The 25,975-nt window shown below is 40.9% G+C and carries 22 protein-coding genes and 1 tRNA gene; 10 read left to right on the top strand and 13 right to left on the bottom strand.

Going from position 1 to position 25,975, the window contains the following annotated elements; translation table 11 throughout:
* The first annotated feature begins 94 nt into the window (after window positions 1-94).
* Window positions 95-463, top strand: coding sequence for a hypothetical protein (locus tag BMW86_RS06230; RefSeq protein ID WP_089779998.1), 369 nt, complete (start codon window positions 95-97; stop codon window positions 461-463).
* Window positions 464-528: 65 nt separating this feature from the next.
* Here BMW86_RS06230 and BMW86_RS06225 read toward each other — a convergent pair whose 3' ends face one another.
* Window positions 529-1,623, bottom strand: a complete 1,095-nt coding sequence (locus BMW86_RS06225; RefSeq protein ID WP_089779996.1) for a serine hydrolase domain-containing protein — start codon at window positions 1,621-1,623, stop codon at window positions 529-531.
* Window positions 1,624-1,732: 109 nt separating this feature from the next.
* Window positions 1,733-2,167 carry a MarR family winged helix-turn-helix transcriptional regulator gene (locus BMW86_RS06220; protein WP_089779994.1) on the bottom strand — a complete coding sequence of 145 codons (435 nt, stop codon included), beginning with the start codon at window positions 2,165-2,167 and terminating at the stop codon, window positions 1,733-1,735.
* A 128-nt stretch (window positions 2,168-2,295) separates the two neighbouring features.
* Between BMW86_RS06220 and BMW86_RS06215 the strand changes: the two genes are divergently transcribed.
* Window positions 2,296-3,549: an MFS transporter gene (locus BMW86_RS06215; protein WP_089779992.1), complete on the top strand. Its 1,254-nt coding sequence runs from the start codon at window positions 2,296-2,298 to the stop codon at window positions 3,547-3,549.
* On the opposite strand, the gene BMW86_RS06210 is transcribed toward BMW86_RS06215, so the two are convergent.
* Entirely contained in the window at window positions 3,514-3,867 is a 354-nt protein-coding gene (locus tag BMW86_RS06210; RefSeq protein ID WP_089779990.1) for a DUF1801 domain-containing protein, read from the bottom strand. The two genes, BMW86_RS06215 and BMW86_RS06210, sit on opposite strands and share 36 nt — an antisense overlap.
* A gap of 104 nt (window positions 3,868-3,971) precedes the next feature.
* Between BMW86_RS06210 and BMW86_RS06205 the strand changes: the two genes are divergently transcribed.
* Complete coding sequence (locus BMW86_RS06205; protein ID WP_089779988.1) at window positions 3,972-5,321, top strand: DNA/RNA non-specific endonuclease; 1,350 nt, start codon at window positions 3,972-3,974, stop codon at window positions 5,319-5,321.
* Window positions 5,322-5,365: 44 nt separating this feature from the next.
* Here the strand turns inward: BMW86_RS06205 and BMW86_RS32990 are convergent, their stop codons facing one another.
* Window positions 5,366-6,073, bottom strand: a complete 708-nt coding sequence (locus tag BMW86_RS32990; RefSeq protein ID WP_089779986.1) for a T9SS type B sorting domain-containing protein — start codon at window positions 6,071-6,073, stop codon at window positions 5,366-5,368.
* A gap of 240 nt (window positions 6,074-6,313) precedes the next feature.
* Window positions 6,314-6,754 (bottom strand): carboxymuconolactone decarboxylase family protein, encoded by a 441-nt coding sequence (locus BMW86_RS06195; protein WP_089783580.1) that lies wholly within the window; start codon window positions 6,752-6,754, stop codon window positions 6,314-6,316.
* Between the two features lie 83 nt (window positions 6,755-6,837).
* Between BMW86_RS06195 and BMW86_RS06190 the strand changes: the two genes are divergently transcribed.
* Both BMW86_RS06190 and BMW86_RS06185 read left to right on the top strand, forming a co-directional pair.
* Window positions 6,838-7,500, top strand: coding sequence for a DUF4844 domain-containing protein (locus tag BMW86_RS06190; protein WP_089779984.1), 663 nt, complete (start codon window positions 6,838-6,840; stop codon window positions 7,498-7,500).
* 41 nt (window positions 7,501-7,541) lie between these two features.
* Window positions 7,542-7,613 (top strand) — tRNA-Met (locus BMW86_RS06185).
* A 138-nt stretch (window positions 7,614-7,751) separates the two neighbouring features.
* Here BMW86_RS06185 and BMW86_RS06180 read toward each other — a convergent pair.
* Window positions 7,752-8,321 (bottom strand): hypothetical protein, encoded by a 570-nt coding sequence (locus tag BMW86_RS06180; RefSeq protein WP_089779982.1) that lies wholly within the window; start codon window positions 8,319-8,321, stop codon window positions 7,752-7,754.
* A gap of 599 nt (window positions 8,322-8,920) precedes the next feature.
* Between BMW86_RS06180 and BMW86_RS06175 the strand changes: the two genes are divergently transcribed.
* Genes BMW86_RS06175 through BMW86_RS06165 form a run of 3 tightly spaced genes read left to right on the top strand, consistent with a single transcriptional unit; the run spans window position 8,921 to window position 10,295 of the window.
* Window positions 8,921-9,403: a hypothetical protein gene (locus BMW86_RS06175; protein WP_089779980.1), complete on the top strand. Its 483-nt coding sequence runs from the start codon at window positions 8,921-8,923 to the stop codon at window positions 9,401-9,403.
* Complete coding sequence (locus BMW86_RS06170) at window positions 9,400-9,834, top strand: helix-turn-helix domain-containing protein (RefSeq protein ID WP_089779974.1); 435 nt, start codon at window positions 9,400-9,402, stop codon at window positions 9,832-9,834. The genes BMW86_RS06175 and BMW86_RS06170 overlap by 4 nt, the downstream gene beginning before the upstream one ends.
* Window positions 9,831-10,295, top strand: a complete 465-nt coding sequence (locus tag BMW86_RS06165) for a hypothetical protein (RefSeq protein ID WP_089779972.1) — start codon at window positions 9,831-9,833, stop codon at window positions 10,293-10,295. Before BMW86_RS06170 ends, BMW86_RS06165 begins: the two co-directional genes overlap by 4 nt.
* A 248-nt stretch (window positions 10,296-10,543) precedes the next feature.
* Here the strand turns inward: BMW86_RS06165 and glgP are convergent, their stop codons facing one another.
* Both glgP and BMW86_RS06155 read right to left on the bottom strand, forming a co-directional pair.
* Window positions 10,544-12,163: an alpha-glucan family phosphorylase gene (gene glgP / locus BMW86_RS06160; RefSeq protein ID WP_089779970.1), complete on the bottom strand. Its 1,620-nt coding sequence runs from the start codon at window positions 12,161-12,163 to the stop codon at window positions 10,544-10,546.
* Window positions 12,160-12,495, bottom strand: coding sequence for a winged helix-turn-helix transcriptional regulator (locus tag BMW86_RS06155; RefSeq protein WP_089779968.1), 336 nt, complete (start codon window positions 12,493-12,495; stop codon window positions 12,160-12,162). The genes glgP and BMW86_RS06155 overlap by 4 nt, the downstream gene beginning before the upstream one ends.
* Before the next feature lie 78 nt (window positions 12,496-12,573).
* On the opposite strand from BMW86_RS06155, the gene BMW86_RS06150 reads away from it, so the two are divergent.
* Together BMW86_RS06150 and BMW86_RS06145 are read left to right on the top strand one after the other, a co-directional pair.
* Window positions 12,574-13,392 (top strand): SDR family oxidoreductase, encoded by an 819-nt coding sequence (locus BMW86_RS06150; protein ID WP_089779967.1) that lies wholly within the window; start codon window positions 12,574-12,576, stop codon window positions 13,390-13,392.
* 165 nt (window positions 13,393-13,557) lie between these two features.
* Window positions 13,558-14,430: a hypothetical protein gene (locus BMW86_RS06145; protein ID WP_143056500.1), complete on the top strand. Its 873-nt coding sequence runs from the start codon at window positions 13,558-13,560 to the stop codon at window positions 14,428-14,430.
* On the opposite strand, the gene BMW86_RS06140 is transcribed toward BMW86_RS06145, so the two are convergent.
* From BMW86_RS06140 to BMW86_RS06120, 5 genes are all read right to left on the bottom strand, one after another.
* Window positions 14,427-16,802 (bottom strand): outer membrane beta-barrel protein, encoded by a 2,376-nt coding sequence (locus tag BMW86_RS06140; protein ID WP_089779963.1) that lies wholly within the window; start codon window positions 16,800-16,802, stop codon window positions 14,427-14,429. The genes BMW86_RS06145 and BMW86_RS06140 overlap by 4 nt on opposite strands.
* Window positions 16,799-19,570, bottom strand: coding sequence for a M16 family metallopeptidase (locus BMW86_RS06135; protein WP_089779962.1), 2,772 nt, complete (start codon window positions 19,568-19,570; stop codon window positions 16,799-16,801). Before BMW86_RS06135 ends, BMW86_RS06140 begins: the two co-directional genes overlap by 4 nt.
* Window positions 19,571-19,595: 25 nt before the next feature.
* On the bottom strand, window positions 19,596-21,212 hold the full coding sequence (locus BMW86_RS06130; RefSeq protein WP_089779961.1) for a SusD/RagB family nutrient-binding outer membrane lipoprotein: 1,617 nt from the start codon (window positions 21,210-21,212) through the stop codon (window positions 19,596-19,598).
* A 17-nt stretch (window positions 21,213-21,229) separates the two neighbouring features.
* Window positions 21,230-24,748, bottom strand: a complete 3,519-nt coding sequence (locus BMW86_RS06125) for a SusC/RagA family TonB-linked outer membrane protein (RefSeq protein ID WP_089779960.1) — start codon at window positions 24,746-24,748, stop codon at window positions 21,230-21,232.
* A gap of 124 nt (window positions 24,749-24,872) precedes the next feature.
* Window positions 24,873-25,967: a FecR family protein gene (locus BMW86_RS06120; protein WP_089779958.1), complete on the bottom strand. Its 1,095-nt coding sequence runs from the start codon at window positions 25,965-25,967 to the stop codon at window positions 24,873-24,875.
* Window positions 25,968-25,975 lie beyond the last annotated feature (8 nt).

Raw genomic sequence — 25,975 nt, 5'->3', positions numbered from 1 at the left:
CGCCCTGAAATATAGATTTCCGGAAACTCATTTGTACATATATTGTTTATATCTTGAATATATTAGAAGAACAATTGCGTTTTTACTTATACCTATGATACACTTACAAGACAACACTTTTTTAACAGCTATTATTGGATTGTTATTTTCTTTGATTGTTTTTCTCCTGACCAGTTATTTTTTTACAAAGCGGGATAAAACAGACTATCGTAAGAAGATAGAAACAGCTAACAATGAAATGTTATATTCTATCAGACCACTGTTAGTTGAGAAGAAAGTGCCTTCAAAAGACATCCTGGTTGCTGTACGTTTTTCTACAGCAAAGAAGTATGGAGTTGAGCAACATGATCTGTACGATGAGTTTTCGCTTACCAGCGATTTGATCAATGAAACAATAGCCAATGTTTTCTTAACGTCTGATGAAAAGCTTGAATTCTGCAATTTATTGCAGGCAATCAAGTAAGAGAACTGTTACAAAGTAATTTACAATGAAGCCTTCTGAGCAATGTCTTGGAAGGCTTTTCTTATTTAGTCTGTCAGCTTTGTTTTCATCATGATATTCATGAAAGCAGTAGCTGCCTGTTTAGCCAGTGGATGTGCGCAGTTCATCATAATTACATAGGCTCTTTTCTCTGTACTGTCTATCAGTGCGTAGGTGAAAAAAGTACCTGCAGAACCTGTGTGAAAGGATACTGTTTTTTCTCCTATCAGTCCATTACTCCATCCCATGGAGTAATCTTTAATACCAAAGTGAAGGAACTTATAGGTGTCTGATTTCAGCTCATTATCCTGTCCTAATAATCCGTTCAGGTGCAGCTGTATAAATTTGGCATAATCTGTTACGGGCATACTAAGGTCTGCACCTGGTTGGATGAAGCTTATTTTATAAGGATTATCAGGAGTTAATGCTTTGATCCTGTTATCTTCTATCCAGTGCCCGTATGGTTGTGTGGTATCATGATTTGAATTAGGCCATCCGAATTTGAATTGCATGCCTAACTGATCTCCGATGATGTCTGTTACCAGTGCTTCCCATGATTTTCCACTTACTTTTTCCAGCATACTGGCCGCGAGTGTATAATCTGCATTGGAATAGTGGTATGACCCTATAGGGCCCAAAGGGTTGCTCCTGAGAATATGCTGTGCGAACTCTTTTCTCTGCTGTTCTTTTTCTCCTTCAAAAACAGGAAGGATGGCAAATTCTGATCCTTCTGTATAAGCAGGAATGCCTGCCTGATGAGATAGCAGATTTTGCAGGGTGATATCTTCGTAAGCCTGATTGGACATGGATAACCAGGTAGGGAAGATGTCGAAGAAACGGGTATCCCAGTTAATCTTTTTTTCTTCTACAAGGATGGCTGCTATAAAAGAAGTGATGGCTTTTGTGTTGGAGCCAAGATGGAAGTAGTCGCGGATATTGGACTGTGTTCTTGTATTGGGATCATCTATCCTGTGGTGGCCGCTTGTATGTAGTTCGAGGATACTGGTAGGACCAATGATAGCGTAACTCATTTCGGGGATGCCATTTTTTATCCTGATACTATCTGCTACTCTCGTCAGTATCTGGGCATGGGTAGTGTTCATTACATAGCCCGCCATGACCAATAACCACCATTTTTTCATAGATAAGGGTATAATCGTTTTTCTAATAGGAATAACTGTCCATCACGTAGTTAGGAACGACCAGTATAAAGATCTGGCCTGTAGACAAATATAATTAAATAAGGATATATTAACCGTTATATTCTGCTAATCTTTGTAAAAGGGGGAGGAATGCTTCTATTAATACCAGTTCCTCGGCAGAGAACAGGTGATCCATGGCTTTTACCAGCCATTCTTCTTTTATACGCCGGGTTTCGTACAGGTGTTGTGTACCTTTTTCTGTGAGGGAGATAACCAGTTTTCGGCGGTCTGTTTCATCGGGAACGCGGTCTACACAACCAGCTTCTGCCAGTCGGTTCACAATCTGGGAGATAGCCTGGGCAGAGATCCTTTCCATTTCGGCCAGTTCTGAAGGCAGCAGTTTACCATGCTGGTCCAGCAGGCCCATGGTAAGGAGTTCTGCATTGGAAAAGTCTGATAAGATGTTTTGCTTTCGTAGCTGCCGGATAAGGCGAGTGACAGTGCTTCGTAGCGAGGCTGCTACCTCATAAGTATTTGTGGACATAATAGATTTAGACAATATTAGCAAAGTTACTTTACATTTATTTAACTATTCAAGTTAATTTTCTCCCTGTCTATTAAGTGCAAAAGTCTTAATTTTGTAAAGTTACTTTACTAATTTACTTTAATGCAATGTCAATCTTTCGTTCACTTAAACATTATAACTTTCGCTTACACTTCATAGGACAATCCATCTCTCTTATCGGCACCTGGATGCAAAGAGTTGCTATCAGCTGGTTGGTGTACCGGCTTACAGGATCCGCTTTATTACTTGGCTTAGTGACCTTTCTTAGTTTAATTCCCTCTCTTGTATTGGCTCCTTTTGCCGGTAGTTTTATAGACAGGCATAACAAATTCCGGGTGGTTAAGATTACCCAGATAGCGCTGATGGTACAGGCAGGAGCGTTGGCGGCCATGGTATGGCTGAACCTCTATGATATTACCCTGATTGCTATTCTCAGCCTTATACAGGGGGTAATCAGTGCTTTTGATACAACAGCCAGGCAGTCGTTAATGGTAGACCTGGTAGATGATCATGATGATCTTCCTAACGCTATTGCCCTTAATTCATCTGTTTTTAATGCAGCCCGGCTGGTAGGCCCTGCTTTGGCCGGGATTATATTGAGTTCTTTTGGAGAAGACGTTTGTTTCCTGATTAACTTCTTAAGTTTTATCGCTGTAATATGCTGTCTGATGATGATGAAGCTGAATATCAGCGTGGTGGCAAAATCTGAAGAGAATATCTGGATAGATCTGCGCAAAGGATATGATTATCTGAAAGAATCTCCTGATTTACTTTCCCTGATACTGGTATTAGGAGCATCCAGTTTAATGGTGATACCTTTCACAACGATGCTGCCTGTATTTGCCAAGGATGTTTTTCATGGAGATGCTACTACTTTCAGCTGGTTTGAAAGTGCTGCCGGTTTTGGTGCATTGATTGGCGCTGTGTATATGGCAATGCTCAGACCGGGTAAAGATCTGAATACGCTTACGATTATTTCAGGAACTATTTTCGCTGTTTCACTGATAGCGTTATCCATATCCTCTACTTTATTCCTGGCGTTGGTATCTACTGCTGTTACAGGTATTGGGCTGATGGTGCAGAACTCTGCCATTAATACTTACATACAGATGCATGCGTCTTCAGAAATGCGTGCAAGAGCATTGAGTTATTACATTATGGCTTACCAGGGTATATTACCTATAGGTAGTTTACTGATAGGTTTTCTGGCGCATTACATGGGTGTAAATATGGTGGTGTTCGGGGAAGGTATTGCCGGTATCCTGATAGTCTTTGCTTTTATGGTGTATCAGAAACATATTCATCATAACAGCTGGAAGAGATATTTAATCATTCCGGTAAGGCGCAAGTACTTCCGCTAGTATTTCATTAATAGTTGCGATGGGCAGGTCTTTGGAAGGATCAAGCAACAGTATTTTCATTTTTGCCCTTTTTTCTGAAAGGAGATCAGGATGATGAATCCTTTTTCCTTCCACTATCCCCAGATAAGGTTGTTTGAATTTCTTATGTACCCAGAGGTAACAGCACATCTTTCCCTTATAACAGTAAATTGGCATACCGTATTTCCATGTTTCTGCAAGATGTACATCCTGTTTAAGGATATAATCTCTTAAAAACAGTAAGCAGCCTTTTATTGGCTCATCTTTCTCTAAGAAGTAGTTATCTATGGGGCGAAGCATATGCGGCAATTTAAGTCCAATTTTAACTTTACAATAATTATTCTTTCCTTGAGTACTCACTGCAGGTATACTTCATAAATTGGGGTTCATAAAACCCATCTATAATGAGACCCACTAAAAAAATCCTATTAGCGCTGTGTGCAGCAGCCATTTTTGCATCGTGTAAAAAAGAGGCCATCACCCCCCCTGTTAATGAGCAAATAACAAGGAAAGCCACTTCAGAATTAACAACCACTTTATCTGAAACCTTCGAGTCCGGCACTAAAACGGCCTATGCTTCTGCCAGCGTAACCCTCGGCAGCGGTAGCTGGACACTGGACGACGCGTTAATCGGCAATCTCTCTACAGACCTTAAGAACGGCACTCAATCTGCCAGAATCCGTAACACCGGTACACTCAACATGAACTTTGATGCTACCGGCGGTGCTACTACTATCACCATTTCTCATGGTGTATTTGGTAGTGATGGCAGCAGTACCTGGCAGTTATGGATCTCTACTAACAGCGGGTCTTCGTATACCCAGGTTGGTAGTACGGTTACTTCATCTGCTACTTCTCTGTCAACCGCTACTTTTACAGTAGCTGTAACCGGCAGTTATCGTTTATCCATCCGTAAGATCAGCGGTGGTACCAACAGGATCAACATTGATGATATCACGGTTACCACAGGTACCGGCACCGGCGGTGGTGGTGGCGGTACAACAGGTGATAACAGTAACCTGCTGATGGGGAACCCCAGCAATGCAACCACTTCTGTTGTACTCATTACTAATTATCTGATGGACAAAACGTACTACACTTCTTCTTACAACAGTACACGTGGTACTCCTAACTGGGTTAGCTGGCACATTAATTCTTCTGATATTGGCAGTACTGACCGTCAGGATGATTTCCGTGCAGATGTTACATTGCCTTCCGGCTGGTATGAAGTAGGAGCTACTTCTTATTCCGGTTCAGGATTCGACAGGGGGCATAATTGCCCGTCCGGCGACCGTACTGCTTCTGTGACTGCTAACAGTTCTACTTTCCTGATGGATAACATGATTCCGCAGGCGCCGGTGAATAATCAGCAAACCTGGGCGAATATGGAAAATTATGTAAGAACACTGGTATCTGCCGGTAATGAGGTATATGTTGTGATGGGAAGTTATGGTACAGGTGGCACAGGCTCCAGTGGCTCTGCCAATACTATTGACGGCGGGCATGTAACAGTACCGGCTCATATCTGGAAAGTAGTAGTGGTGATTCCGAATGGTAATGGCGATTTAGCCCGTATAACTACCTCTACCCGTGTAATAGCGGTGAACACCCCTAACATTAATACAACGAATAGTGACTGGAAAACTTATCGTACTTCAGTAGATGCTATAGAAACGGCTACTGGTTATGATATTTTGTCTGCATTACCAACAAGTGTGCAGTCAGTTGTAGAAGCTACTGTTGATAATCAGTAATTAATGACGGTACCGGCGGTGCTGCATAAATCGCCGGTACTGATTTATCTTACCAGGGTTAAAACGCCCTGTTGTTTCGTGTCTTGCTTTTTGTTATCCAGGTAGGTCACTGCCCAGAGGTAAGTGTTGGCAGGCGCCTGTAAACTGCCTTGTGTACCGTCCCATCCTTTGGTAGGGTCATGGCTTTCAAATACGAGATGTCCCCACCGATCGTATATCAGCATATGAAATTCGGAGATATCGTCCTGTATCTTTACCCGGAATACATCATTCAATCCATCTCCGTTAGGGCTAAATGCTGAAGGGACAAATATGGAACAATAGCGCCATTCCTTTTTTACGGTAATGATCCCTTCTACATAATCTCCGTTGCTATCTGTAATCCGGCAATTGTACTTAGCTGCTTCCAGGTGTTTTATGACACTGTCCGACTGTTCAATATACCCGGGAATACTGTAGGTGTAGGGAGGTTGGCCCCCGCTTACGGACATAATTATCTGCCCGTCCTTTGATTCACTGCACCGGATGTTGACTGAAGCAAGGTTTACGAGCATGAGGGGGATCGTATCTTCAAGATCTTTGACAAATGACTGGTCGATACGACTAATTTTCTGGGCATCACTGGCCTGATGGATAATAGTTAAACAGCTGAATACCAACAGTGAGAGAAAACTCAGTCTGACATTTGTTAGATCAATAAATCGGGCACAATTGAAATGGTTCAATGGCACCAGGCTGGTTTTTCTCTTCATAAGTTCACGGGTTTCAATAAAAATCGGTTCGATTCAGCTAACCCATAGCTGCGGACAAAACCAGACAAATATATAACACTTCAACAAGTGATATTATTATTTAATATCAATAATTATTATATGGGTGGTAGCGATTTTCTGTGTAATGGGTTCACAATCATTTATTAGTATATCCGGGTTATTTTATTATTACTCTACTCAGTAGTAAAAAGCTGGCCGTTTAAGGGCCAGCTTTTCGTTTTAATTCAGTGGGGGCATCATATGTGTGCTGATACCGATCCTGTTCCATGCATTGATTGAAATGGTGGCCATAATCACCAGTGCGGTATATTTTTCGCCTAACAGTTCAATTGCTTTATTATATGTTTCACTCGCTACATGATGTTGTATGAGTGTGGTTTCTTCTGCTAATGCCAGTATAGCTCGTTCTTCTTCTGTAAAGAAGGGTGTTTCTCGCCATGCGTTGAGTGCATAAATGCGTTGTTCTGTTTCGCCTGCTTTACGGGCCTCTTTGGTATGCATATCGATACAGAAAGCACATCCATTGATCTGCGATGCTCTTATTTTAATCAGGTCTTTATGGGTGCCTGTTAATTCGCTTTTGGAGAGAAAAGCTTCTAATGGATATAAGGCTTTATAGCCATCTGGGATTACTTCGTTTAGTTTCATTCTGGTGTCCATATCATTGAATTTTAAACAAAGTTCTATGGAAGCGGAGGAAAAAATCTTAATCATGATTAAGAAAATTTATATTTACTCATCAGATGGAAAAATTACATACGATAAATAGACTATCCGCGCTTCGACAGAAAGATAAATTCTCTGCCCCGGAATGGGAAAAGAGAGGGCTGAGTCCTTCAGGAGCAGAATGCTGTCTGCAACTGGATATGCAGTTTAATGATACCCTGGATGCTTTAATAACAGCCGTTGAGAACGATGCTTCTTCCAGGCAGCTGAAGTCATTATTGTCTCAGCATTTATCCGCATTCGATAGGTCGGAATACGATACAGAAGAAAGAGAGTTTATTGCTGATACTTTTCACAAGCTCTCTACGATTGTTGATGTGGATCTTAAATATGCGCTTAACAGTTGGATGTACGGTATTATATTAGGTACGCTGATAAAGATTAGTACGCTGTTTAAGCGTCCCAGGAAAGTGATAGAAACATTGTCTCAGGAATGCAGTAATTGTAAAACGGCATTGGATACTTTTATCCTGGAGAGGGGAGAGGAGATTCCTGATTTATGCTGGGATATTATTCAGTGTGATAGTTGTAATGAATTTAATTTACTCAACAAGGGACCGCATATACGACAACTGAGATTTGGTAATTACAGATGGATGGAACAGTTGAGTAAAGATGAGTTTAATGAAGAGCAGGCGATCGTGAGATTAGAGCAGATTAAATACTTCCGCAAAAAATAAATTTTGAATATTAAATCTTTCGCTTACCTTCGCGCCCTTATTGCGAGGTAGAGCAGAGGTAGCTCGTCGGGCTCATAACCCGAAGGTCAGAGGTTCGAATCCCCTCCTCGCTACTAAAATAAACAAGGCATCCGCTAGCTGGCAGATGCCTTGTTTATTTTTATCACTTTCTGAAATGCTGTTCAATTGTGGGATTCGCATAACACTTCGTTTACTTTGTCAGTCCCTTAAATTAAAGTGGCCACTACCTGTCAATCCCAGGACAGTTCAAATGTAATATCAGTTGTCATTTTAACGATGCGCTCAGGATCGCTCGGGCGGGTAACACCTGGAATAGTTAAAATGATCTGAGATAAGCGTTCCATTTCCTGCAGATGATCTGGCTCATTACCATACCATTTTTGGCGAAAGGAAAACCAATGTTCATTTGTATGCCTTCCCATGACTTCACCAAAAGCAATACTCAATAATCCGAGAAACGTACGCAGGTTGGGCGCTACAATTTGAGCGCGATCACCAGGGTCAATGCACACAATAGGAGATTCTTCGTTTTCAAGGTCAGGTGCAGTAAGAAAGCCAAAATGAACCAGATCTCCACCCGTAAAAGCAAAAGCCATCACGTTTTTTGGCGTGCCGCTGCCACCAAAACAAGTATTATAACCATCATATTTTGCATCAAGCCAGGGAAGTATAAACCAAAGTTTGGCAAACGCATGAGAGGGTAAGTCTGAGGCCGTTTCATAAGCTCTTTTTGCCAATTCAACAAGTGTTGGCCCTGGAGTAAATCCGAGACGTTCCTCCATTTCTTTTATTGTTAGCATAATTTGCTTTTTGTTGATTAGATTAGGTGATGATCCGCTTTTGTCAATACGAGTGTTGCTTGCATAGGCCCATCTGCTTATTGATTTAATTTATAAAAGTCCTGGTTGTTGACGGGCTTGATCAAGCTCATCTTCGATATTTATATTCTTACTTAAGACTTCATTGTTATAAGATGAACAGCAAATGTCAAACTTGTATTCAACACTTGTATAAAACGCACTACTACAAATGATATACATGTATTAATATCAATACATTCAACTCTTACAGATCATCTACGGTTTGGTTTTTTTAAATGAATTTCAATAAGTTCAAAACCTGTCCGCTTGCCCCGACTTAACATTTTGAACTATTTCTTTGGATCAAGTGAAATTCCAGGGATATTGTGAAAATCATTTAGCCTTGGTCGAATAATTGTCATATAGCAATAAGGGAACTAATGCTTGTGATTGGTTATTAGGTAATTATAAAATCGGTGTCACAAATACACCAGATTGTCACCACTTTCCCTCAAAGAAAAAAATTATGAGCTTCGCATTTATTTTTTCTGTAAACAATATGATAGTATCTTTGTTCTTAACCTAGAAGTTAAGTAATTTTGAGAGTTCTATTTCAGTTAATAGAGGATTTATCCAATGGAAAGGTTTCATTTTATACTGTCAAATTAGGAAATTCTGAATTGACAGAATTTGAGCTATTTGATGAAAAGGATTTCTCTAGTCATGAAAAAGAACTTGAATTATTATATCTAGCTATTGATGAAATGTCCCATAGAGGGGCGAAAAAATACTATTTCAATAATGAAGGACCGGCAGAATATATGCCAGTGGTATCTGCAAGTATCAAACAAGAAAATAACGAAGATTTCGGAGTGAGGCTTTATTGTATTTGGCTTTCTCAATCTGTGGTAATATTAATGAATGGTGGGATAAAGACTAAACTTAAGCCAGAAGATTGTCCCAATGTAAGTGTACATTTTAGCCGGGCTTTAAAGATCGCCCGTTTGATTTATAAAGAGATAGAAATACAAGGTTTGAACTTAAACAATTCAGAGTTAGAAGACCTAGAATTAGATTTATGAAATTGGAAAATTTTAAAAAGATTATAAAAGAAGCTTCCCTCGAATCTCGTGAAGAGATTAGGCTTGCTCTTGACATTCAGGACCGTTTACATGAGTTACTAGAACTCAAATTTGATGGTAAACAAAAGCGCCTTGCTGAGAAGATGGGAGTAAGTGAAGCTATTGTCTCAAAATGGTTTTCTGGAGTTCAGAATTTTACTATATCCACAATTGCCAAACTATCTATTGCATTTGAGGCAGATATTATTGGAGTAATAACTAATTCTGATTGTCACATAAACTATGAAAAGGTAACTGTGGCACGTCATAAAGAGGTTAAACATATTGAGGTGAATGAGCAAGGCCAAATGGCAGAAGTTTTTGTATCCGTTAAGATCGATAATGATAATCTAAAAGGGAAAAAAGGGTTACAAACTGAAATTGGAGCATGAGCGACAGAATATTCAATATAGAAAATGTATCGTTGGATGATATAAAAATCACCAAAGCATCACTAGAGAATAGAATGATTTCTAATATTCATGTGGATATTAAATCATTGGAAATTAGTTATGGCTTTGAAGGTGCGATAAATACAGATCATAAGCTAGTCAAGGTGACTTTTTGGTGTAATATTGAATCCTCAAACAAAGAAGAGGGTGAATCAGTTCTTAATGGACACTACAATATTGATTTTTTATATAAGGTCCAAGATTTAGAAAATTGGACTTATAGGTCTGAAGGCCAAACCTTTATTCAAGCAGACGCTTTGGTACCATTAGCTAATATAAGCTATTCTACGGCAAGAGGAATTATATATAATCGTTGCTTAGGAACACTGCTCGACAAATTTATTTTGCCAATTTTGCCCACACATGAATTGTATGATTTTTTTCCTGGTAACACCCCTTAAGCTTTTCTAGTATACAATTTCAAGCCCATAGACAGATGGGCTTTTTTGTTGTCATTACAATTCGCATTCTGCCGATTTTTCACTCCAAAGGTTTCCCCCAAAAAGGATGACTGTATTCATGTTTTGTAAAAACAAAGGCAACCTTTATAATTTCAAAAGGTAGCCTTTACTTTTGCAAGAAAACGATGTAAACGCCTATTGTAAAGGGAATACCCAAAACGTCAGACTGGGCAAACCATGGAAAACCACTAAAATTTATACATTATCTCATAATATTCTTTCGCCATCCTTGCTGATTCGAAAGCAGGTACTACATCAGTGGCTGCTTTTTTGAGGATTTTCAGCCATTGCTGCTGATCTTTGTAATACATGGGAAGAATTACTTTTTCCAGCGTATCCATGAGCTGACTATTTTCATTTTCCGGTTGTATAATGAAGCAGTTTACTTTGTCTTTCGCAAATTCAGGTACCCATCCGTCAGGGATAGAGAAATTAATACTGCCATTCATGGCGGCGGTCATACCGCTGGTGCCGGAGGCTTCCCTGTACATCTGAGGATTGTTTAACCATACATCAGAGCCTTTTTTAAGTAAGGCTGAAAGACTCAGTTCATAACCTGTCAGAACTGCGCAATTGGGAAGCGGAGCTGCCTTTGTGATGATCTGGTTAAAGAGATCGTTCCCGCTGGTATCTTCCGGATAAGGTTTTCCCGCCCAGATGATCTGGATAGGATATACGGTGTTGCTCATTAAACTGATGAAGCGGTTCCAGTCCTGCATAATGAGGTCTGCACGTTTATAACCGGCAAAACGCCTGGCCCATACGATGGTGAGTACATTTTCACTAAACAGTTTTCCGCATTGATCCGCTACAACTTTGAACAGTTGTTTCTTCAGTTCTTTTTTTCTTACTGTGATACCTTCATCATCATTAGCCGTAATAGCATTATCCAGTACCTCATCTTTCCAGTAAGTCTTATTCTGTGCGTTGGTGATAGAAGTGATCTCACAAACGCCAGGGTTATTGCCCCACATTTTTCTTGCAACCTCTCCATGTATTTTAGATACGCCATTCGCCTTGCGTGAGAATTTAAGCGCTGCCAGTGTATAGTTGAAGCGATCTCCATCTATGCCCAGCAAGTGTTTTACTTCATGATCCTGCATGTGATAGAAGAAGGACATGCCTTTTAACAGTCCGAAGTCGTGTTCTTCGTTGCCTGCCATTTCGGGTGTATGTGTGGTAAAGATCACTCTCTTCTTTACTTCTTCCAGGCTTTTGTGTTTAGCATACAGGTAGAAGTTCAGTGAAACAGAATGTCCTTCATTCATGTGGTATACATCTGGTGTCATGGATAACAGGTCCAGTAATGTAGCGCCGCCTGTACCCAGTACAATACTTTGTGCAATACGGGTAGCTTCGTTAGGATCGTATAGCCTGTGCGTGATAGTACGGGCGAGGTAATCGTTCTCCGGAATATCAGTGCTTAATAAGAAGAGGGGAGCGGAGTTGAATGTTTCCGGGCGTAACAGGTATACTTTAATGTGTACAGGTGAATCGTGAATGCTTATCTGGAAGATAATACCTGTATCCTGTAAGAAAGAATAATCTTTTTGTACGAACACCGGTTTCATCTGGGCGTTGGTATCTCTGCCCTGATCGTAGTATCCAAACTTCCAGAGCATACCAATGCCTACCATGTTTTGTTTTAACTCATATGCGCTGCGCAGGTGTGAACCAGCGAGGAATCCAAGTCCTCCGCTATAAATTTTCAGGGCTTGGTCTATTGCGAATTCCATAGAGAAATAAGCGACGGAAGTAGTATACTGGCTGGCGGGTTCATATCCGAAGATCTCTTTCCTGTTGATCATGATTTCTGAGTGATTTTTTTCTTATGTTCCTTACCCCATGCAATCATTGCAAGGATAACGGGGCCAAATGATTTACAGTAATCGGTAGATTCATATTCTACCAGAACAGGCGTTTCGTCATACACTGTTCTGGTGATGAGTTTATTCATCTCAAGATCCTTCAGTTCCCGGGAGAGCATCCTGGTGGTAATACCCGGAATACTCCTTTCTATCTCTCGGAAACGCTTGTTACCATTACAGATGGAATTGATAATGGGTAATCTCCATTTACCTCCTATCACGTAAATGGTATCCTGTAACGCCTGTACTTCTTCTTGCTGATTTCTAATCATAACTGGTATACTCTGTTATACTGGTTACAAAGTTATACCATTCTCTCTATACCTTTGTGCTGTCTTAAAACAAAAATCATGTCAAAAGTAATTTTTATAACGGGCACAAGCAGTGGCCTGGGGAAACTGACTGCCAAATATTTTGCAGAACAGGGCTGGAATGTAGCAGCTACCATGCGTACTCCGGAAAAAGAAACAGAACTCACGAAGTATGATAACATTAAAATAATTAAGCAGGATGTTACCGATGTGGAACAGACAAAAAACGCCGTTTCCGAAGCAATAAACACCTTTGGTCGCATAGATGTAGTGGTAAACAATGCCGGAATGGGCACTTACGGGGCTTTAGAGCTGGCGAAAGAGGCTGATATCGACTGGCAGTTTGCTGTGAATACACGTGGACCTATTAATGTTATCCGTGCGTTTTTACCCCATTTCAGGGAGAATGGTGGTGGTATGTTTATTAATATCAGCTCGTTTATGGGTGTTACCACGGCTGTACCGCTGGGATCATTGTATAATATGTCCAAATTTGCGCTGGAAGGATTAACAGAAGGGCTTTATTATGAGTTAAAACCGCTGAATATCTCTCTTAGATTGATAGAGCAGGGCGGTTCTACCGGAAATAACTTTGGAGATAATATTACCTGGAATAAAAACACTGCAATAACGGCCTATGATGAGCTTACGGGTAAGTTAAAGGCGCTTATGGGAAGTACTGATGAGAGTCTCAGGGATGATCCGATGGTTATTGTGAATGTGATTGCTGATCTGGCAACAGGAAAGAGTAATCAATTCCGTACAGTAATTGGGCAGATGGGGAATAATTTAATGGCGTTGAGGAATTCAGTGCCTATTGAGGAGTACCTGGAGAAGATATCGGCTAATTTCAGTTAAGAGCACTTATAAAGCTGCTGGTTTTTAAGAAAGGTATTGTTGTAAGTGAATAATATCTAAAATTCACTACTTTCATATTCAGAATTGTTCGAATAAATGAAATATACCTGCCTCTTACTGCCTCTTTTCCTTGCTACAGTGTGCTTTGCACAGGATGACTTAAAAATGAAAAACGTTAGCGATACTATTCTTTCGCAGAATCGTACGCTTGAAATGCCGGACCCTTTTGATGCTACCAAAGCATTGTTGAAACTCTTCCCGGGGAAATATGCGAATCTGTCAGATGGTAAGTATATCAATGATATGATTAACTGGGAATGCAAGAACTGTGTAGCAAAACCTTATACAGATGTAAACGAAGACAGTAATTCTGCTTTTCCGTTTGAAGATGGAGTAGCTACACGTCTGATCAATATTATGAGTTATAGCGACTCTTCCGGTACAAGATATAAAGTCATTAGTTTTAATCATTCAGTATTTGATGCCGATGGTGCGCAAACATCCCGCTTTACCGGTGGGTTGCTGGGATTAGCGAAGTTTGTGTTGATAAAAGATAAATGGGTGCTGAAATTCTTTCAGCCAGCTGTTGGGGCTTACGGCGCGTTCTCACAATGTCCTAAGCCGACGGCTTTATTAATAGGGCAGGACCAGTACGCATTTATGTTAAAACATAGTAATGGGGGAGGTGGTGGCCCGTTTGATGGGGCGTTTTTCCTGATTGCAGGTGCTAATGGCGCTTATCAGCAGGTGCTGGCTGCTTATGGTATTGAACGTACGGAAGGAGGCGAAGAAGAAGGATCTGTCTGGACGGGAGAATATAGCGTCCCGCCCAGTGATAAGAAGTTTTTCCGGGATATCGTCATTACTATAAAAGGAACGTACAGGTCTACAGATGTAGAAAGTTTGCCGGCAGAAGTAACTGCATTGATAAAGGGAAAGAAACAAGGTAAATTCATAGCTGAAGAACGGTATGTATATAAAGGAGGCAGTAAAGGATATGTGTTGCAAGGACCTGTTAAAGCATCATTGGCAGATTAAAGTGCTATTGCCTGACTAACAACTCCTCTTCCTCCAGACATCTGCCCAAAGAAGAACTGTAAACTGATCATCATATAACGCTGCAACGCATTCACCTGTTTTGTTTCTATATAGGTGGTCGTTGCAGTACGTGAGATGTTCCTGTTATTATTGAAAATATCGTTTACACTGAACTTCAGTACCAACTGTTCTTTTTTAAGGAATTTACAGGCAGCTGCACTATTACAGATAAAAACCTCAGGAAGACGGGAATTATTAGTGTAATTCATATCTCCAGAGATCTCTACTCTTTTCACAGGCGTTAATAACCAGTCCAAACGAACAGATTTAGCGGTATAAGTAATGTCGTCAATACCTGGCAGGGAATAATTGGTTTTATTCAATTCTATATTATAAGAAGGAGATAATGTAAACAGCTTTTTGAAATCTATAGAGCAGTAGATATTTGCCCTGCTCTTCCATTCTACAGAAACGTTTTTTTGCCTTAACACAAATCCTATGTTATTAGTTCTTCCTTCACCAATACCTATATTAGTGCTGATAGTCCAGTTATTTAACTGTTTCCGTATACTGAAATTACCACTCACATTAAACATCCAGGCGCCACTCACATTCTGATAAGTACTGGTTTGTCTTCCAATAGAATCATAATACTGGTCGCTCACAATCTGGTTACGAAAGAAGGAAGCATTACCCATTGCATTTAAACTGATCGCATTGACAGGGTTATAATAAAATACATTGGTAAAGATGTTTTGCGTAAAAGAACTTTTAAGTCCGGGATTACCTTTCTTTATAAATAAAGGATTGGAATTATCTTCTACTGATGATAACTGTTCTGCAGAAGGAGCGGAAGAAGAAACTGAATAACCGGCAAACAAATGACCACTCTTACTGAAATTATAATTAAACTGAAGATTAGGAGAGAACTGCTGCTGATGAATATTAATAACAGAATCTTTTAAACGGTTTTGCTGTTGTGTAAAGCGCATACCTGAATTGAGCGCAATGCTCATACGATCATTTTTCCAGGCAAATTGAAGAGACGGGGCATGAGCAAAACTATAACTCTTACTACTCCCGGATAATGTACTATCATTCCTTACATCTCTGAGCTGATCATTATATACCGCATCCAATGTATAATCCAATGCTGCTACAAAGCCTTTTCCTATATCAGCAGATAAATTAAAAGTAAAGTTATTATTGAGATTATTTTCGCGTACGTGTACATATTGATTACTTGAATCATGCTGACTGATCACACTAAAATTATGTTGATCCTCGTCTTTATTATTTAACCCAAACCGCCAGGATGTATTGAGATTAACTTTTTTATTGCGACTTGTTTTATTGAATGAGAGATCACTGCCTATGTTCAGGTTATTACCATGCGTATCCATCTGAGAGGATAATGTATTCAGGACTTTACCATCCGCAGTAGTTGATATTTCATTAATGGTAGTAGCATTGTTTATTTTCCCTATACCAAATGATGGCCTGAAATTCCATACAGTAAGCGTGTCTTTTTCATAGGTAATACCTGCATATAACTGATGCTGATCGGAACGGTTTTGAGTCCTGTTATTGCTATTGTTAGTAAAGCTGTTACCCGGTATCAGATTAAGACGTGATGTCTGCTGTTCACTGGTGTTTGTTATTCCGTTATAGCTATAACTAAGATCAGAAGAACGGCCCATATTTAAATTAATACTTCCTGTTTGTCTTGTGGATAGTCCTCCACCTCCACCGCCTGAACCCGGGCCAGCCATTATCACCCTGGCTCCGGATCCGCCATCCACATTTGATACAGCTCCCATTACGCTGATCCGGGTAGGTTGTTGAAAAGAGTTGATCATCCCGTCTACATTGTATCTGTCGCGGGTACCAGCACCTGCAGTCATATTTGCTATTATACCGGTATTCTTATTTTTCTTTAAGGTAAGGTTGATGGTCACATCTTCGGAAGGAGGCTTCACTGATAAAGAACGTTGTTGTGCGATAGTCTTTGTTGGAGCTACTTCTACTTTATCTATGATATCGGCAGGAAGGTATTTAGTGGTAGCATCTTTATTATCTCCAAAGAAATTCCTCCCATCTACCTGGATCTTGTTAACGGTTTTACCGTTCACGGTAATATTACCATCTTTATCTATCACCACTCCTGGTAATTTTTTTAAAAGATCACTTACTACTGCATTGGGAGACAACTTAAATAATGTAGCATCAAATACAAGGGTATCATGACGTATTGAAAAAGGCGCTTTGGATGCTTTTACTTCAATACTCTTGAGATGGACGGTATCTGAAACTTTTTCCTGTGCATATGCAGCACAGGAAAAAGTTATCAGTAAGAGGAATATTATTTTCAATTGACTGGTATTTGAATCACCCGGATATAATTCGAGTTGTTTAAGTATTTCACAGCAGTCTGTTGTAAACTTTCTACGGTGATTTTCTGTTGTCTGTCTTTTATATCCGGTAATTGTAAATCTTCCTGGTTCATCAGAGAAGATGAAATATAGCTTAACCAGAAACCATTGTCTTTTAAAGCTCTTTCAATACCGGATTTATATCCTGCTTTATATTTTGTGATATCATCTTCCACAGGCCCTTCTGTTTTCAATTTCATGATCTCGCTGTTAACACTAAGAATCAATGATTCAACATTACGGGGATCACAGATGAAATTGATCATGAAGATGTATTCTCCGGAAGGAAGTTTACGTGTGCTGGCATTTACGTTCACATTATATACACCTGCTTCCTGTTCGCGTAAACGCTCTGTAAGCCGTATGGTTAATACACCTGCCAGGGCTTTCATCTGGTCGGATGTTGCCATGTCGTATTTAAACGTTCCGCTAAATGCCAGTGATACAATAGCCTGTGGTTCTTTACCTGCTACTACTTTACGGGATATTCTTCCCTGTGGATAATCAAGCTGTAAATCTTTGAATGTTTCTTTTTTATACAGTGAAGGTAATGCCCCCAGATACTTTTCTAACAGTGGTTTAATGGTAGCCGTATCAAAATTACCTACAAAGGTAAAAGTGAAATTGCTGGCGTCACTGAATCTGCTTTTATAAATGGCCATGGCCTGATCTGCATCTAATGCATTCAGCTGTTCCAGCGGCATTTGTACTTTACGGAAATGATAATTGCCTAATACAGCAGAGAGTGTATCTCCATATATTTTCCTGGGAGAATTATTATTAGATGAATAGGACAAACGAGCCTGTTCTATCATGTTATTAAATACTACAGGATCTTTACGCGGACTGGTAAAATACAGGTATACCATTTGCAGTGCAGTTTCCAGATCTTCTGTAGAAGCTCCACCAGAAATACCTTCAGATAGTTCTCCTATAAAAGGCACGACAGAAATGTTTTTACCTGTCAGCATTTTGCGTAATTCCTGCTGAGACATATCAGCTACCCCACTGGCAGAAGCCAGCGAAGATGCAATACTGCCTGCATAAAAATCAGCATCGCTTACCAGTGATAATCCACCCGGACTGAATCCCTGAAATGAAACCTGGTCTTTCTTGAATGTAGTGGGTTTCAGTAATACCCTCATGCCATTGCTTAACACGAGATCTGTTATGCTCAGTTCTTTTATAAAAGTTGTGCTGGTAATAGTACCTGGTACCGGTGCTTTGTCCAGTAAGGCTGTTCTGTTAATTGTTTTATCTACATAAGCGGTTAACGGTGCAGCCTCCACTTCTTTTAACCAGGTAGCAACAGTAGCTTCTGAAGGTAATGAGTCTTTCTGTTTATCGTTTGTTGTAATGACGATATCACGGTTAATATCACTGAAATATTGAGGAATGCCTTTTACAGTTAATGTATCCGTTACAGACTTGTACAATGCATATTCGTAGGCCACTCCCGGGCTACCTGTTTCGTGCAGGAAATGCTCCACATATTCCCGTACATAAGATTCGGAAGGTGTTTTTTCACGCTCTTTGTAATTCAGCTCCATACTACTCATGAAGCTGATTTTCGCTCTTTGTAACTCTGTTTCTGTAAAACCGTATTGCTGTACACGTACCAGTTCTGTCCAATAGGCTTTGATGCCTTTCTCGGTTTGCGCTGGTTTTAAGACCACCTGACCGCTGAAAGCATCCAGATTGGCCATCATCTGACCCACACTGCCCCCTGCGCTTAAGAAAGGCGCAGCCGCTAACTGTGCCTGCTCATTAAGACGGTTACTGATCATCACATTGAACAATGTTCTTATCAGGCTTTCGCTGAACTGCTCCCTGGTTTTCATTTCCAGAGCGGGGCGTTTCATGGTTACCTGAAAACGTGTGGTCACCAGCTCAGGATCGGTGAGCGTAAGGAACTGATTTTTGCCGGTAAGCGGAATAGTCACATGTTTCCTCTCCCGTGGATGGGCGGGTACACGAAGATCGGAGAACATGGACTTAATTGTTTTTTCCACCTGCTGTACATTTACATCTCCTACAATGATCAATGCCTGCTGATCCGGACGGTACCAGTCATGGTAGAATTCACGCAGCTGTTCATGTTTAAAGTTGCGGAGCACTTCTTCTGTGCCTATAGGCAAACGGTCTGCGTATAAAGACTGATTCACAGCCAACGGCATTGTCTTGGCCTGTATACGTTGAGAAGCGCCTAACCTCTGACGTTTCTCTTCCAGGATAACTCCTCTTTCATTATCTATTTCCTCATCGCTAAGGGTAACGCTTTGTGCCCAGTCGCGCATTACCTGTATGGCATTGCGGAAAACGGTTTTATCTTCAGTAGATACCGGTAATTGAAATACTGTTTCATCAAAACCTGTGTAGGCATTGAGATCTGCGCCGAAGCGCACACCTGCCTTTTGTAAATAATCTACCAGTTCATTCTTTGGATAATGGGCGGTACCATTAAACGCCATATGTTCCAGGAAGTGTGCTAACCCCCGCTGTTCATCCGTTTCCAGTATAGAACCTACCTTATTCACGAGGTACATGACGGCTCTTTGTTCGGGAGTATTATTCTTCCTGATATAGTAGGTGAATCCGTTTGGCAATTTGCCCACTGTGACCTCAGGGTCCAGTGGAATTACCTGTGCATTGGCTACACCAGACAATAGCATCGCCAATGTTGCTATGCTGCAACAAAATTTTATCATAATAAATAGTTGTTTTGAAAGATGATTATGGCATCCACCAGATCTTACTGGTAAATATGTCTATTGTTCCCTGTGCCAATAGATTCTCTTTATTCTGTACTAATTCCTGCACAGGATAAGGAGCTCTTACCGGCATTGTGTTACCCACTCTGCCCGGATCATAAGACAATGGAATTGCCGGGAATGCTCCATTACGACGATAGTCTACCCATGCTTCAAATGGTTCGATACCATTAAAGGCCATATATTTCTGATACATCAGGAGTTTATATTTATCTGTAGCAGCAGCCCAGTTAACCTTTGCGTTAGTTACTTCGGATGTATACCAGTTGTCAAAAGCAGCGTCAGATAATGCCAGATTAGTACTGTTACCGCCCACATTTAACCAGCGGAAAGATTCTCTCACAGCGTTCTTATAAGCAGTTTCAGGATCTCCTGTCATCCAGCCTCTCTGGATGGCTTCAGCCTGCAGGAAAAGGCTTTCGATGCTGGTCATGATCCAGCAGTCCATATCATATCCTTTTACAAGACCGGTAGATACAGGAGAAACAGCGGTGCGGTAAGTTCTTACCCCACCTGCCTGAGATACGTATTCAGTACGCTGATAAGGATATATTGCTTCATCGACAGGCAGTCCGTATTCATTACCTCTGTATTGCTGATCACCAGGCTGGGTAAACGGTTCGGCAGCACCTGAAGGCAATGGTACACGTGCGGGGCCATAAAAGAATCCAAGACGCGGGTCATTGTTTTCTTTCAGCATGTTCATGGCTGTTACGTTTGCAGATGCAATTTCCCAGTTGCTAACAAATGAGCTACCTATGCCAACACCAAAACGGGGGTAAACATCATACGCAGAATATTTTGCGTAATATTTTGATGGTTTATCTACAGTGTATCCCGGGTTCATGTCAGCATCTTCTCCACTGGTCAGAAAGCCTGAACCCTGTGCCATGATTTTGGCCAGTTCTGCTTTGATATAAGTCTCTCTGTCTGCTCTGCATGCCTGGTGCATGAGCATACGTAATTTCAGTGTGTTGATAAATCTGTACCACTTGTCTTTGTTACCATGGAACATGATATCTGCTACACTTATGTGAAGTGCTTTATCCTGTTGGGCATCGTGAATAAGTATGATGGCAGAGTCCAGCTGTTTCATCAGGTCTTCATAAATGAACTGACCATTATCATAACGTGGTTTCCTGATTGCTATATTGCCCGCATCCTGATAGGGCATATTGTTGTTGTTGTCTACTGCACGGCTCCATTGTAATGCTTTTAACACTTTGGCAATACCTGAATAATAAGGCTGACTGTGTTGCTGTGCATTTTTTTCAAAGAGAAAGATCGTTACATCCGGAGTAGAGTTGCCAAACTGAGTATTATCCATCATATAATAAGTCAGGTAAGGCTGTCCTGCAGGATATTCTGCATAAGCCCAGTACCCCATCCATTGTGATATCATATCATCATTCACTACCGACATACTGTTGATCAGCATATTTGGTAACATGAGGTCTGGTGTAGCATTCGTTTCAGTCAGCTGAAGCGGATTATAATTGATATCGATCCAGCCTTTTTTGCAACTTGTTGCTGCAAAAAAGCAAAGGATGATGGCTATAATTTTATATCTTTTAAACATCGTAGTAGGATTATTATTTAGAAACTCACTGTAGTGATAAAACCATATTGTGCAACACCGGGAACGGTAGAAACGCCGCCGGCAGAACCTGTAAGGTTATCCGGAATAGTTCTGTAACCTCTGTCACCAGGCCCTTTAATCAACTGCGGATCACCATAGATATTATCTTTTGAATAGAAATTGAATACATTCCTGCCGTATATACTCAGGTTAATCTTCTTGATCGTTTTAGTTTTAAAGAAACGTTCATAACCGATCACTACCTCTCTTATTTTAAAGAAGTTTGCTTTAGTAAGATAGTTGACAGAAGAGTTTGTATAGTGACTGTATAATTCCTGATTTGCATTTTTCGTATATACATCTGTATTAGGAACGTATTTACCTGTACCATCATCATACGAAGAATTAGGGAAGATAAAAGGCTTACGGTCGTTGTAGGTTGTATATACACTCATACCCTGCATAATATCGTACTGGCCAAGTTCTGAATAATGCATAGCACCGGTATTAAATTCCCCGAGTACTGCCAGTGAAAATCCTTTATATGAAAAGTTGAGATTCATACCACCGGTGTATTTAGGAAGTGTTCTGCCCGCATACATTTCCTTATCCATATCTGTGTCGGGCATACCGGTTGTTTTATTCACAACCACTCTTCCATTCGGATCTCTTTTAAAGTCGTATATCTGGTATTCAAAGGCACGCTGTCCTGTACGGGCAACAATACCATAGTTACTGCCATAGTAGGCTGTTTTCAGCGGGAATACACCATCGTAAGCATCACTGATAGATATTACCTTATTATCATTCATTGCCAGTCTTATATCAGCACTGAATACAAATCCGCTTTTTGTCTGGATGATGGGCGCGAATTTCAAATCTGCTTCCCATCCATAGTTTTTCATTATACCCAGGTTGTCTATTGTACTACCACCGCTTAACCATGGAATTTTCACTTTCATGATCACCCCGTTATTGCGCTGTGTGTAATAAGTAAAATCCAGTGAAGCGCGGTTTTTCCATAAACTAACAGAGGCTCCATACTCCTGACTGAGGATCTTTTCCGGTTTAAGGGAAGGATTGGGATTGCCATCTATGTACATATAACTAAGTACTCCCTGATCTGTTGTACCAGGATAAGGGAAGCTGTTGCTATATGCCAGTGATAATGTACGTTCTGACTGATACGGTTCGATATTCATGTTCGCCGTAGTATTCACTGCTGCACGTACCTGCAGACGTGTTAACCATCTGTATTGTTTCAGGGAAGGGATCACTTCGTTTAATATCACGGATGTATTACCGCCGATATAGAGGTCCTTTCCACGGCCAACTCTTGCACGTTTGGAATCCCAGTCGTTGCGTGCCATCAGTTCCAGGAACACCCTGTCTTTATACCCGATACCTGAAGTACCGAAGAAAGAATAATTACGGGTGAGCAAAGATTCTTCACTACCATATGGTATATCACGTGAGAAACTGAGGTTGTATACAGGAACAATTGGATTACCGGAACCTGACAGCAACTTGTAGTAATTCTCTTTTACAGAGCTTCCGATAGTTGTACGGAAGTTGAAGTTACCAGCATGGTTCAGCGCTGTTATCAACAGGTCGTTATTCAATGTATTGTTAGTACGGGTTTGTTCCTGCAGGCTTGCCAGTTGATCCCTGTAACGGTTTGATCCCCCATATAATTTAGCAAAGTCTGAAAAGTTAACGGGTGCGGTTGTCGCTTTTTGATAAATACCGTCATATACTACACTGGGCTTGTCCGTTATTGTTAACCATGGGAAAGGTTTTGCTGTTAGTACAAGTCCGGCTACTATTGCATTATCAGTGGACCTTTTCCTATAAATATCAGCTCTCTGGTAAGGACTCATTACATCATTATCCGACCAGTAGTGATTATTATCAGCCCATTCATTATTATTATAATCTTTATAGCTCAGTAAAGGAATATAGGTAGGTGTACTGAGAATATTATCAAATGTTGGTCCTTTTACAGCACTGGTGCGGGAGTAATTCAGATTGATCTGAACACTGAATTTTCCCATCCTTCTGCCACCACTGAAAAAGATATTGGTAGCATCCTGTTTATCACCGGGGACCAGGCCAGTCTGGTTTACTTCATTTAAGCCTAAATAGAAATCAGAGTTAGCATCTGATTGTGATACGGAGAGATTATTCTGTATAGTACGGGCTACATGGAAAAAACGTCTGGCATCTTTCTTATCGGAATAAGTAACCTGCTGAAAATCTCCATTTTCATCTGCTCTTCCTATAGGTACCATTTTGCCGTCATAAGCTGGTCCCCATCCGTTTACGTCTGTGGCGCTGAATACACCGTTACCATTGGCATCTGTGAGCCCGGTACCTGTACCAAACCTGCGTTGTTTGCTTTTATCATTGCGGAAGTCAAGGCGCTGGAAGCTGATGCTGTTGCGGAAATTGATAACAGGTTTTCCTTTCTGCCCTTTTTTAGTCGTGATGATGATGACCCCATTCACACCTTCCGGTCCGTATAAGGCGGTACCATTCGCTCCTTTCAATACGGTTACGTTTTCTATATCAGCAGGATTGATGTTATTGATAAAGTCCATAATCAGACTGGCAGAAGCCTGGTCAGAACCAAATGAAAGCGGTGTGCCATTGAGGATAAACAGTGGCTGATTATTACTGGAAGCTCCAAAAGAGCGGATCCCACGGATCAGGACCCGCATCTGTGGATTCATGTCAGCGCTCTGAGTAGCGATGTTTAAGCCGGATACTTTACCTGCAAGACCCGTCAGCAGGTTCCCGGAGTTGGCACGGTTAATATCTTCACCACTCACTTTAGCCACACTATATCCTATTTCTTTGGAACTCTTTTCTATACCAAATGCGGTTACCACTGTTTCATCCAGTTTGGTCACAGATGGATGCATCATGATGGTAAGGAAAGGTTGATTAGGGATGATTTTTATCTCCTGAGTTTCATATTGTAAAGACGTGATGATGAGTACATTTCCCGGAGTGACGTTCAATCTGAAATTACCACCGGCATCAGAAATCACGCCGGTACCTTGTCCTTTTATTTTTATGGTAGCAGAGGCAATGGGTTCATTGTTTACGGCATTCAATACTTTGCCGCTTACTTCTGTCTGGATCTTCGGGCTGTAGTAAACGAGGATAGGTTTTGCCGAGAGTGCGATCACCTTATCCGTAATCTTATACATCAGCGGCTGATCTTTGAACATGGCATCCAGGAATTCGGATAATGGCATGTTCTCGGCCTGTACGGTAACAGGCTTTCCTTCTTTCAATAATTCGCTGTTGTAGAAAACGACATAACCGGTTTGCTGTTCAATAGCAGCAAAGATCTTTTTAAGAGATAATTCTTTACCTGAAAGTGTAATACTTTGCGAAACGCCGGACGCATGCACACTTAAAAAAGTAACGGTCAGCAGTAGAAAAGTGAGCCTCATTACGAACAAGATTTTGGTAATGTAACGATGCCTCCACCAGGGCAGGTGGCCACAGTAAGCATTTTTTTGCATAAATTGCGTTTGGTTTGGTTGATAATAAAATTCTCGTAGTTGAAATTTAATTTGAGTCCGAACTAATAGCCGGAAGTGCTTCGAACCACTTCCGGTTTTCGTTTTTTTAATGATGGTTGGTTCTCTATTTTGGCTGTATAATTAATTTTCCCCCTTTGTCAAGTCTGAAATGAATATCTGCATCTTCCAGGATCTTGAGTAATTGTGTAAGACTTATATTACGTAAGATCTTACCTCCGAAAACAACATCAGGCACATCCTGTTCATATACTACATCGATGTCATACCATCTGGACAGCTGACGCATCACTTCTTTCAGATGTTGTCCTTCAAAATTGAAAATCCCGTTGCGCCAGGCCATTACAGCACTTGTATCTACCGTGTTCAGTACGCGTACTGTTCCGTCCTGTAAAATGCCCTGCTGGCCGGGAGATAGTAATATGGTATTGAATTTAATACGCCCTTCCAGCAAGGTAGACCGGATGGCATTTTCATCAGTATATGCATTTACATTAAAATGCGTCCCTAATACGTCTATGTAATTGTCCTGCTTATTAATCTTTAACCTGAATGGTTTTCTCTCGTCTTTTGCTACTTCAAAATAGGCTTCCCCGCTTACTTCTACCAGTCTTACATCACCTTTAAATGCAGTAGGATAGGTGAGGGAAGAGGCTGCGTTCAGCCATACCCTGGTCCCGTCAGGTAATACTACCTGGAACTGTCCACCGCGCGGAGTGGTAAGTATATTCATACCTATGTCGTCTGTACCGGCATAGTTTAATTGTCCGTGTACCTGTTGTATCCCCTGTTGTATTTGCTTTTTTGACGCGCTATCCAGTGTAATCACTGATCCGTCTGCCAGTTTCAGTACAGCTTTTTTGCTGCCGGGGGCTACATCGTATTTCTCTGCCAGTTGCGGATGAGAAACAGGACGTTGCTTTAAAATAATACCGATACCTGTAACAACCAGCAAAACTGCCGCCGCTGCCCACCAGACGCGCATGCTGCGTACCTTTTGTGGCCCATAGATGAAGGCATCCTTTCCGTATTCCGACTGGTCCACTGCTGCCATTGATGCAAGCATCTCATCCAGCCGGGCTGTATTGGCTTCATCCAATAGCATAATACGCCACTGCCGGAATTCTTCCGGCGTCATCGTATCATCGATATACTTTTGAAACAAGATCTTAAAATCCTCGTCAGAAATGTACATACTCATAAGACGAA

Source organism: Chitinophaga sp. YR573 (genome assembly GCF_900110995.1).
Classification (GTDB): domain Bacteria; phylum Bacteroidota; class Bacteroidia; order Chitinophagales; family Chitinophagaceae; genus Chitinophaga.
The sequence above is the reverse complement of the archived record's forward strand: the minus strand, read 5'-3'. Positions and strand labels throughout refer to the sequence as shown.

Excerpts from the sequence above, each read along its gene's own strand:
- BMW86_RS06135 (WP_089779962.1), bottom strand. The coding sequence starts at position 19,570 with ATGATAAAATTTTGTTGCAGCATAGCAACATTGGCGATGCTATTGTCT.
- BMW86_RS06215 (WP_089779992.1), top strand. The coding sequence starts at position 2,296 with ATGTCAATCTTTCGTTCACTTAAACATTATAACTTTCGCTTACACTTC.
- BMW86_RS06220 (WP_089779994.1), bottom strand. The coding sequence starts at position 2,167 with ATGTCCACAAATACTTATGAGGTAGCAGCCTCGCTACGAAGCACTGTC.
- BMW86_RS06145 (WP_143056500.1), top strand. The coding sequence starts at position 13,558 with ATGAAAAACGTTAGCGATACTATTCTTTCGCAGAATCGTACGCTTGAA.
- BMW86_RS06120 (WP_089779958.1), bottom strand. The coding sequence starts at position 25,967 with ATGAGTATGTACATTTCTGACGAGGATTTTAAGATCTTGTTTCAAAAG.
- BMW86_RS32990 (WP_089779986.1), bottom strand. The coding sequence starts at position 6,073 with ATGAAGAGAAAAACCAGCCTGGTGCCATTGAACCATTTCAATTGTGCC.
- BMW86_RS06225 (WP_089779996.1), bottom strand. The coding sequence starts at position 1,623 with ATGAAAAAATGGTGGTTATTGGTCATGGCGGGCTATGTAATGAACACT.
- BMW86_RS06230 (WP_089779998.1), top strand. The coding sequence starts at position 95 with ATGATACACTTACAAGACAACACTTTTTTAACAGCTATTATTGGATTG.
- BMW86_RS06180 (WP_089779982.1), bottom strand. The coding sequence starts at position 8,321 with ATGCTAACAATAAAAGAAATGGAGGAACGTCTCGGATTTACTCCAGGG.
- BMW86_RS06170 (WP_089779974.1), top strand. The coding sequence starts at position 9,400 with ATGAAATTGGAAAATTTTAAAAAGATTATAAAAGAAGCTTCCCTCGAA.
- BMW86_RS06210 (WP_089779990.1), bottom strand. The coding sequence starts at position 3,867 with ATGCTTCGCCCCATAGATAACTACTTCTTAGAGAAAGATGAGCCAATA.
- BMW86_RS06165 (WP_089779972.1), top strand. The coding sequence starts at position 9,831 with ATGAGCGACAGAATATTCAATATAGAAAATGTATCGTTGGATGATATA.
- BMW86_RS06195 (WP_089783580.1), bottom strand. The coding sequence starts at position 6,754 with ATGGACACCAGAATGAAACTAAACGAAGTAATCCCAGATGGCTATAAA.
- BMW86_RS06190 (WP_089779984.1), top strand. The coding sequence starts at position 6,838 with ATGGAAAAATTACATACGATAAATAGACTATCCGCGCTTCGACAGAAA.
- glgP (WP_089779970.1), bottom strand. The coding sequence starts at position 12,163 with ATGATCAACAGGAAAGAGATCTTCGGATATGAACCCGCCAGCCAGTAT.
- BMW86_RS06150 (WP_089779967.1), top strand. The coding sequence starts at position 12,574 with ATGTCAAAAGTAATTTTTATAACGGGCACAAGCAGTGGCCTGGGGAAA.
- BMW86_RS06155 (WP_089779968.1), bottom strand. The coding sequence starts at position 12,495 with ATGATTAGAAATCAGCAAGAAGAAGTACAGGCGTTACAGGATACCATT.
- BMW86_RS06125 (WP_089779960.1), bottom strand. The coding sequence starts at position 24,748 with ATGCAAAAAAATGCTTACTGTGGCCACCTGCCCTGGTGGAGGCATCGT.
- BMW86_RS06205 (WP_089779988.1), top strand. The coding sequence starts at position 3,972 with ATGAGACCCACTAAAAAAATCCTATTAGCGCTGTGTGCAGCAGCCATT.
- BMW86_RS06130 (WP_089779961.1), bottom strand. The coding sequence starts at position 21,212 with ATGTTTAAAAGATATAAAATTATAGCCATCATCCTTTGCTTTTTTGCA.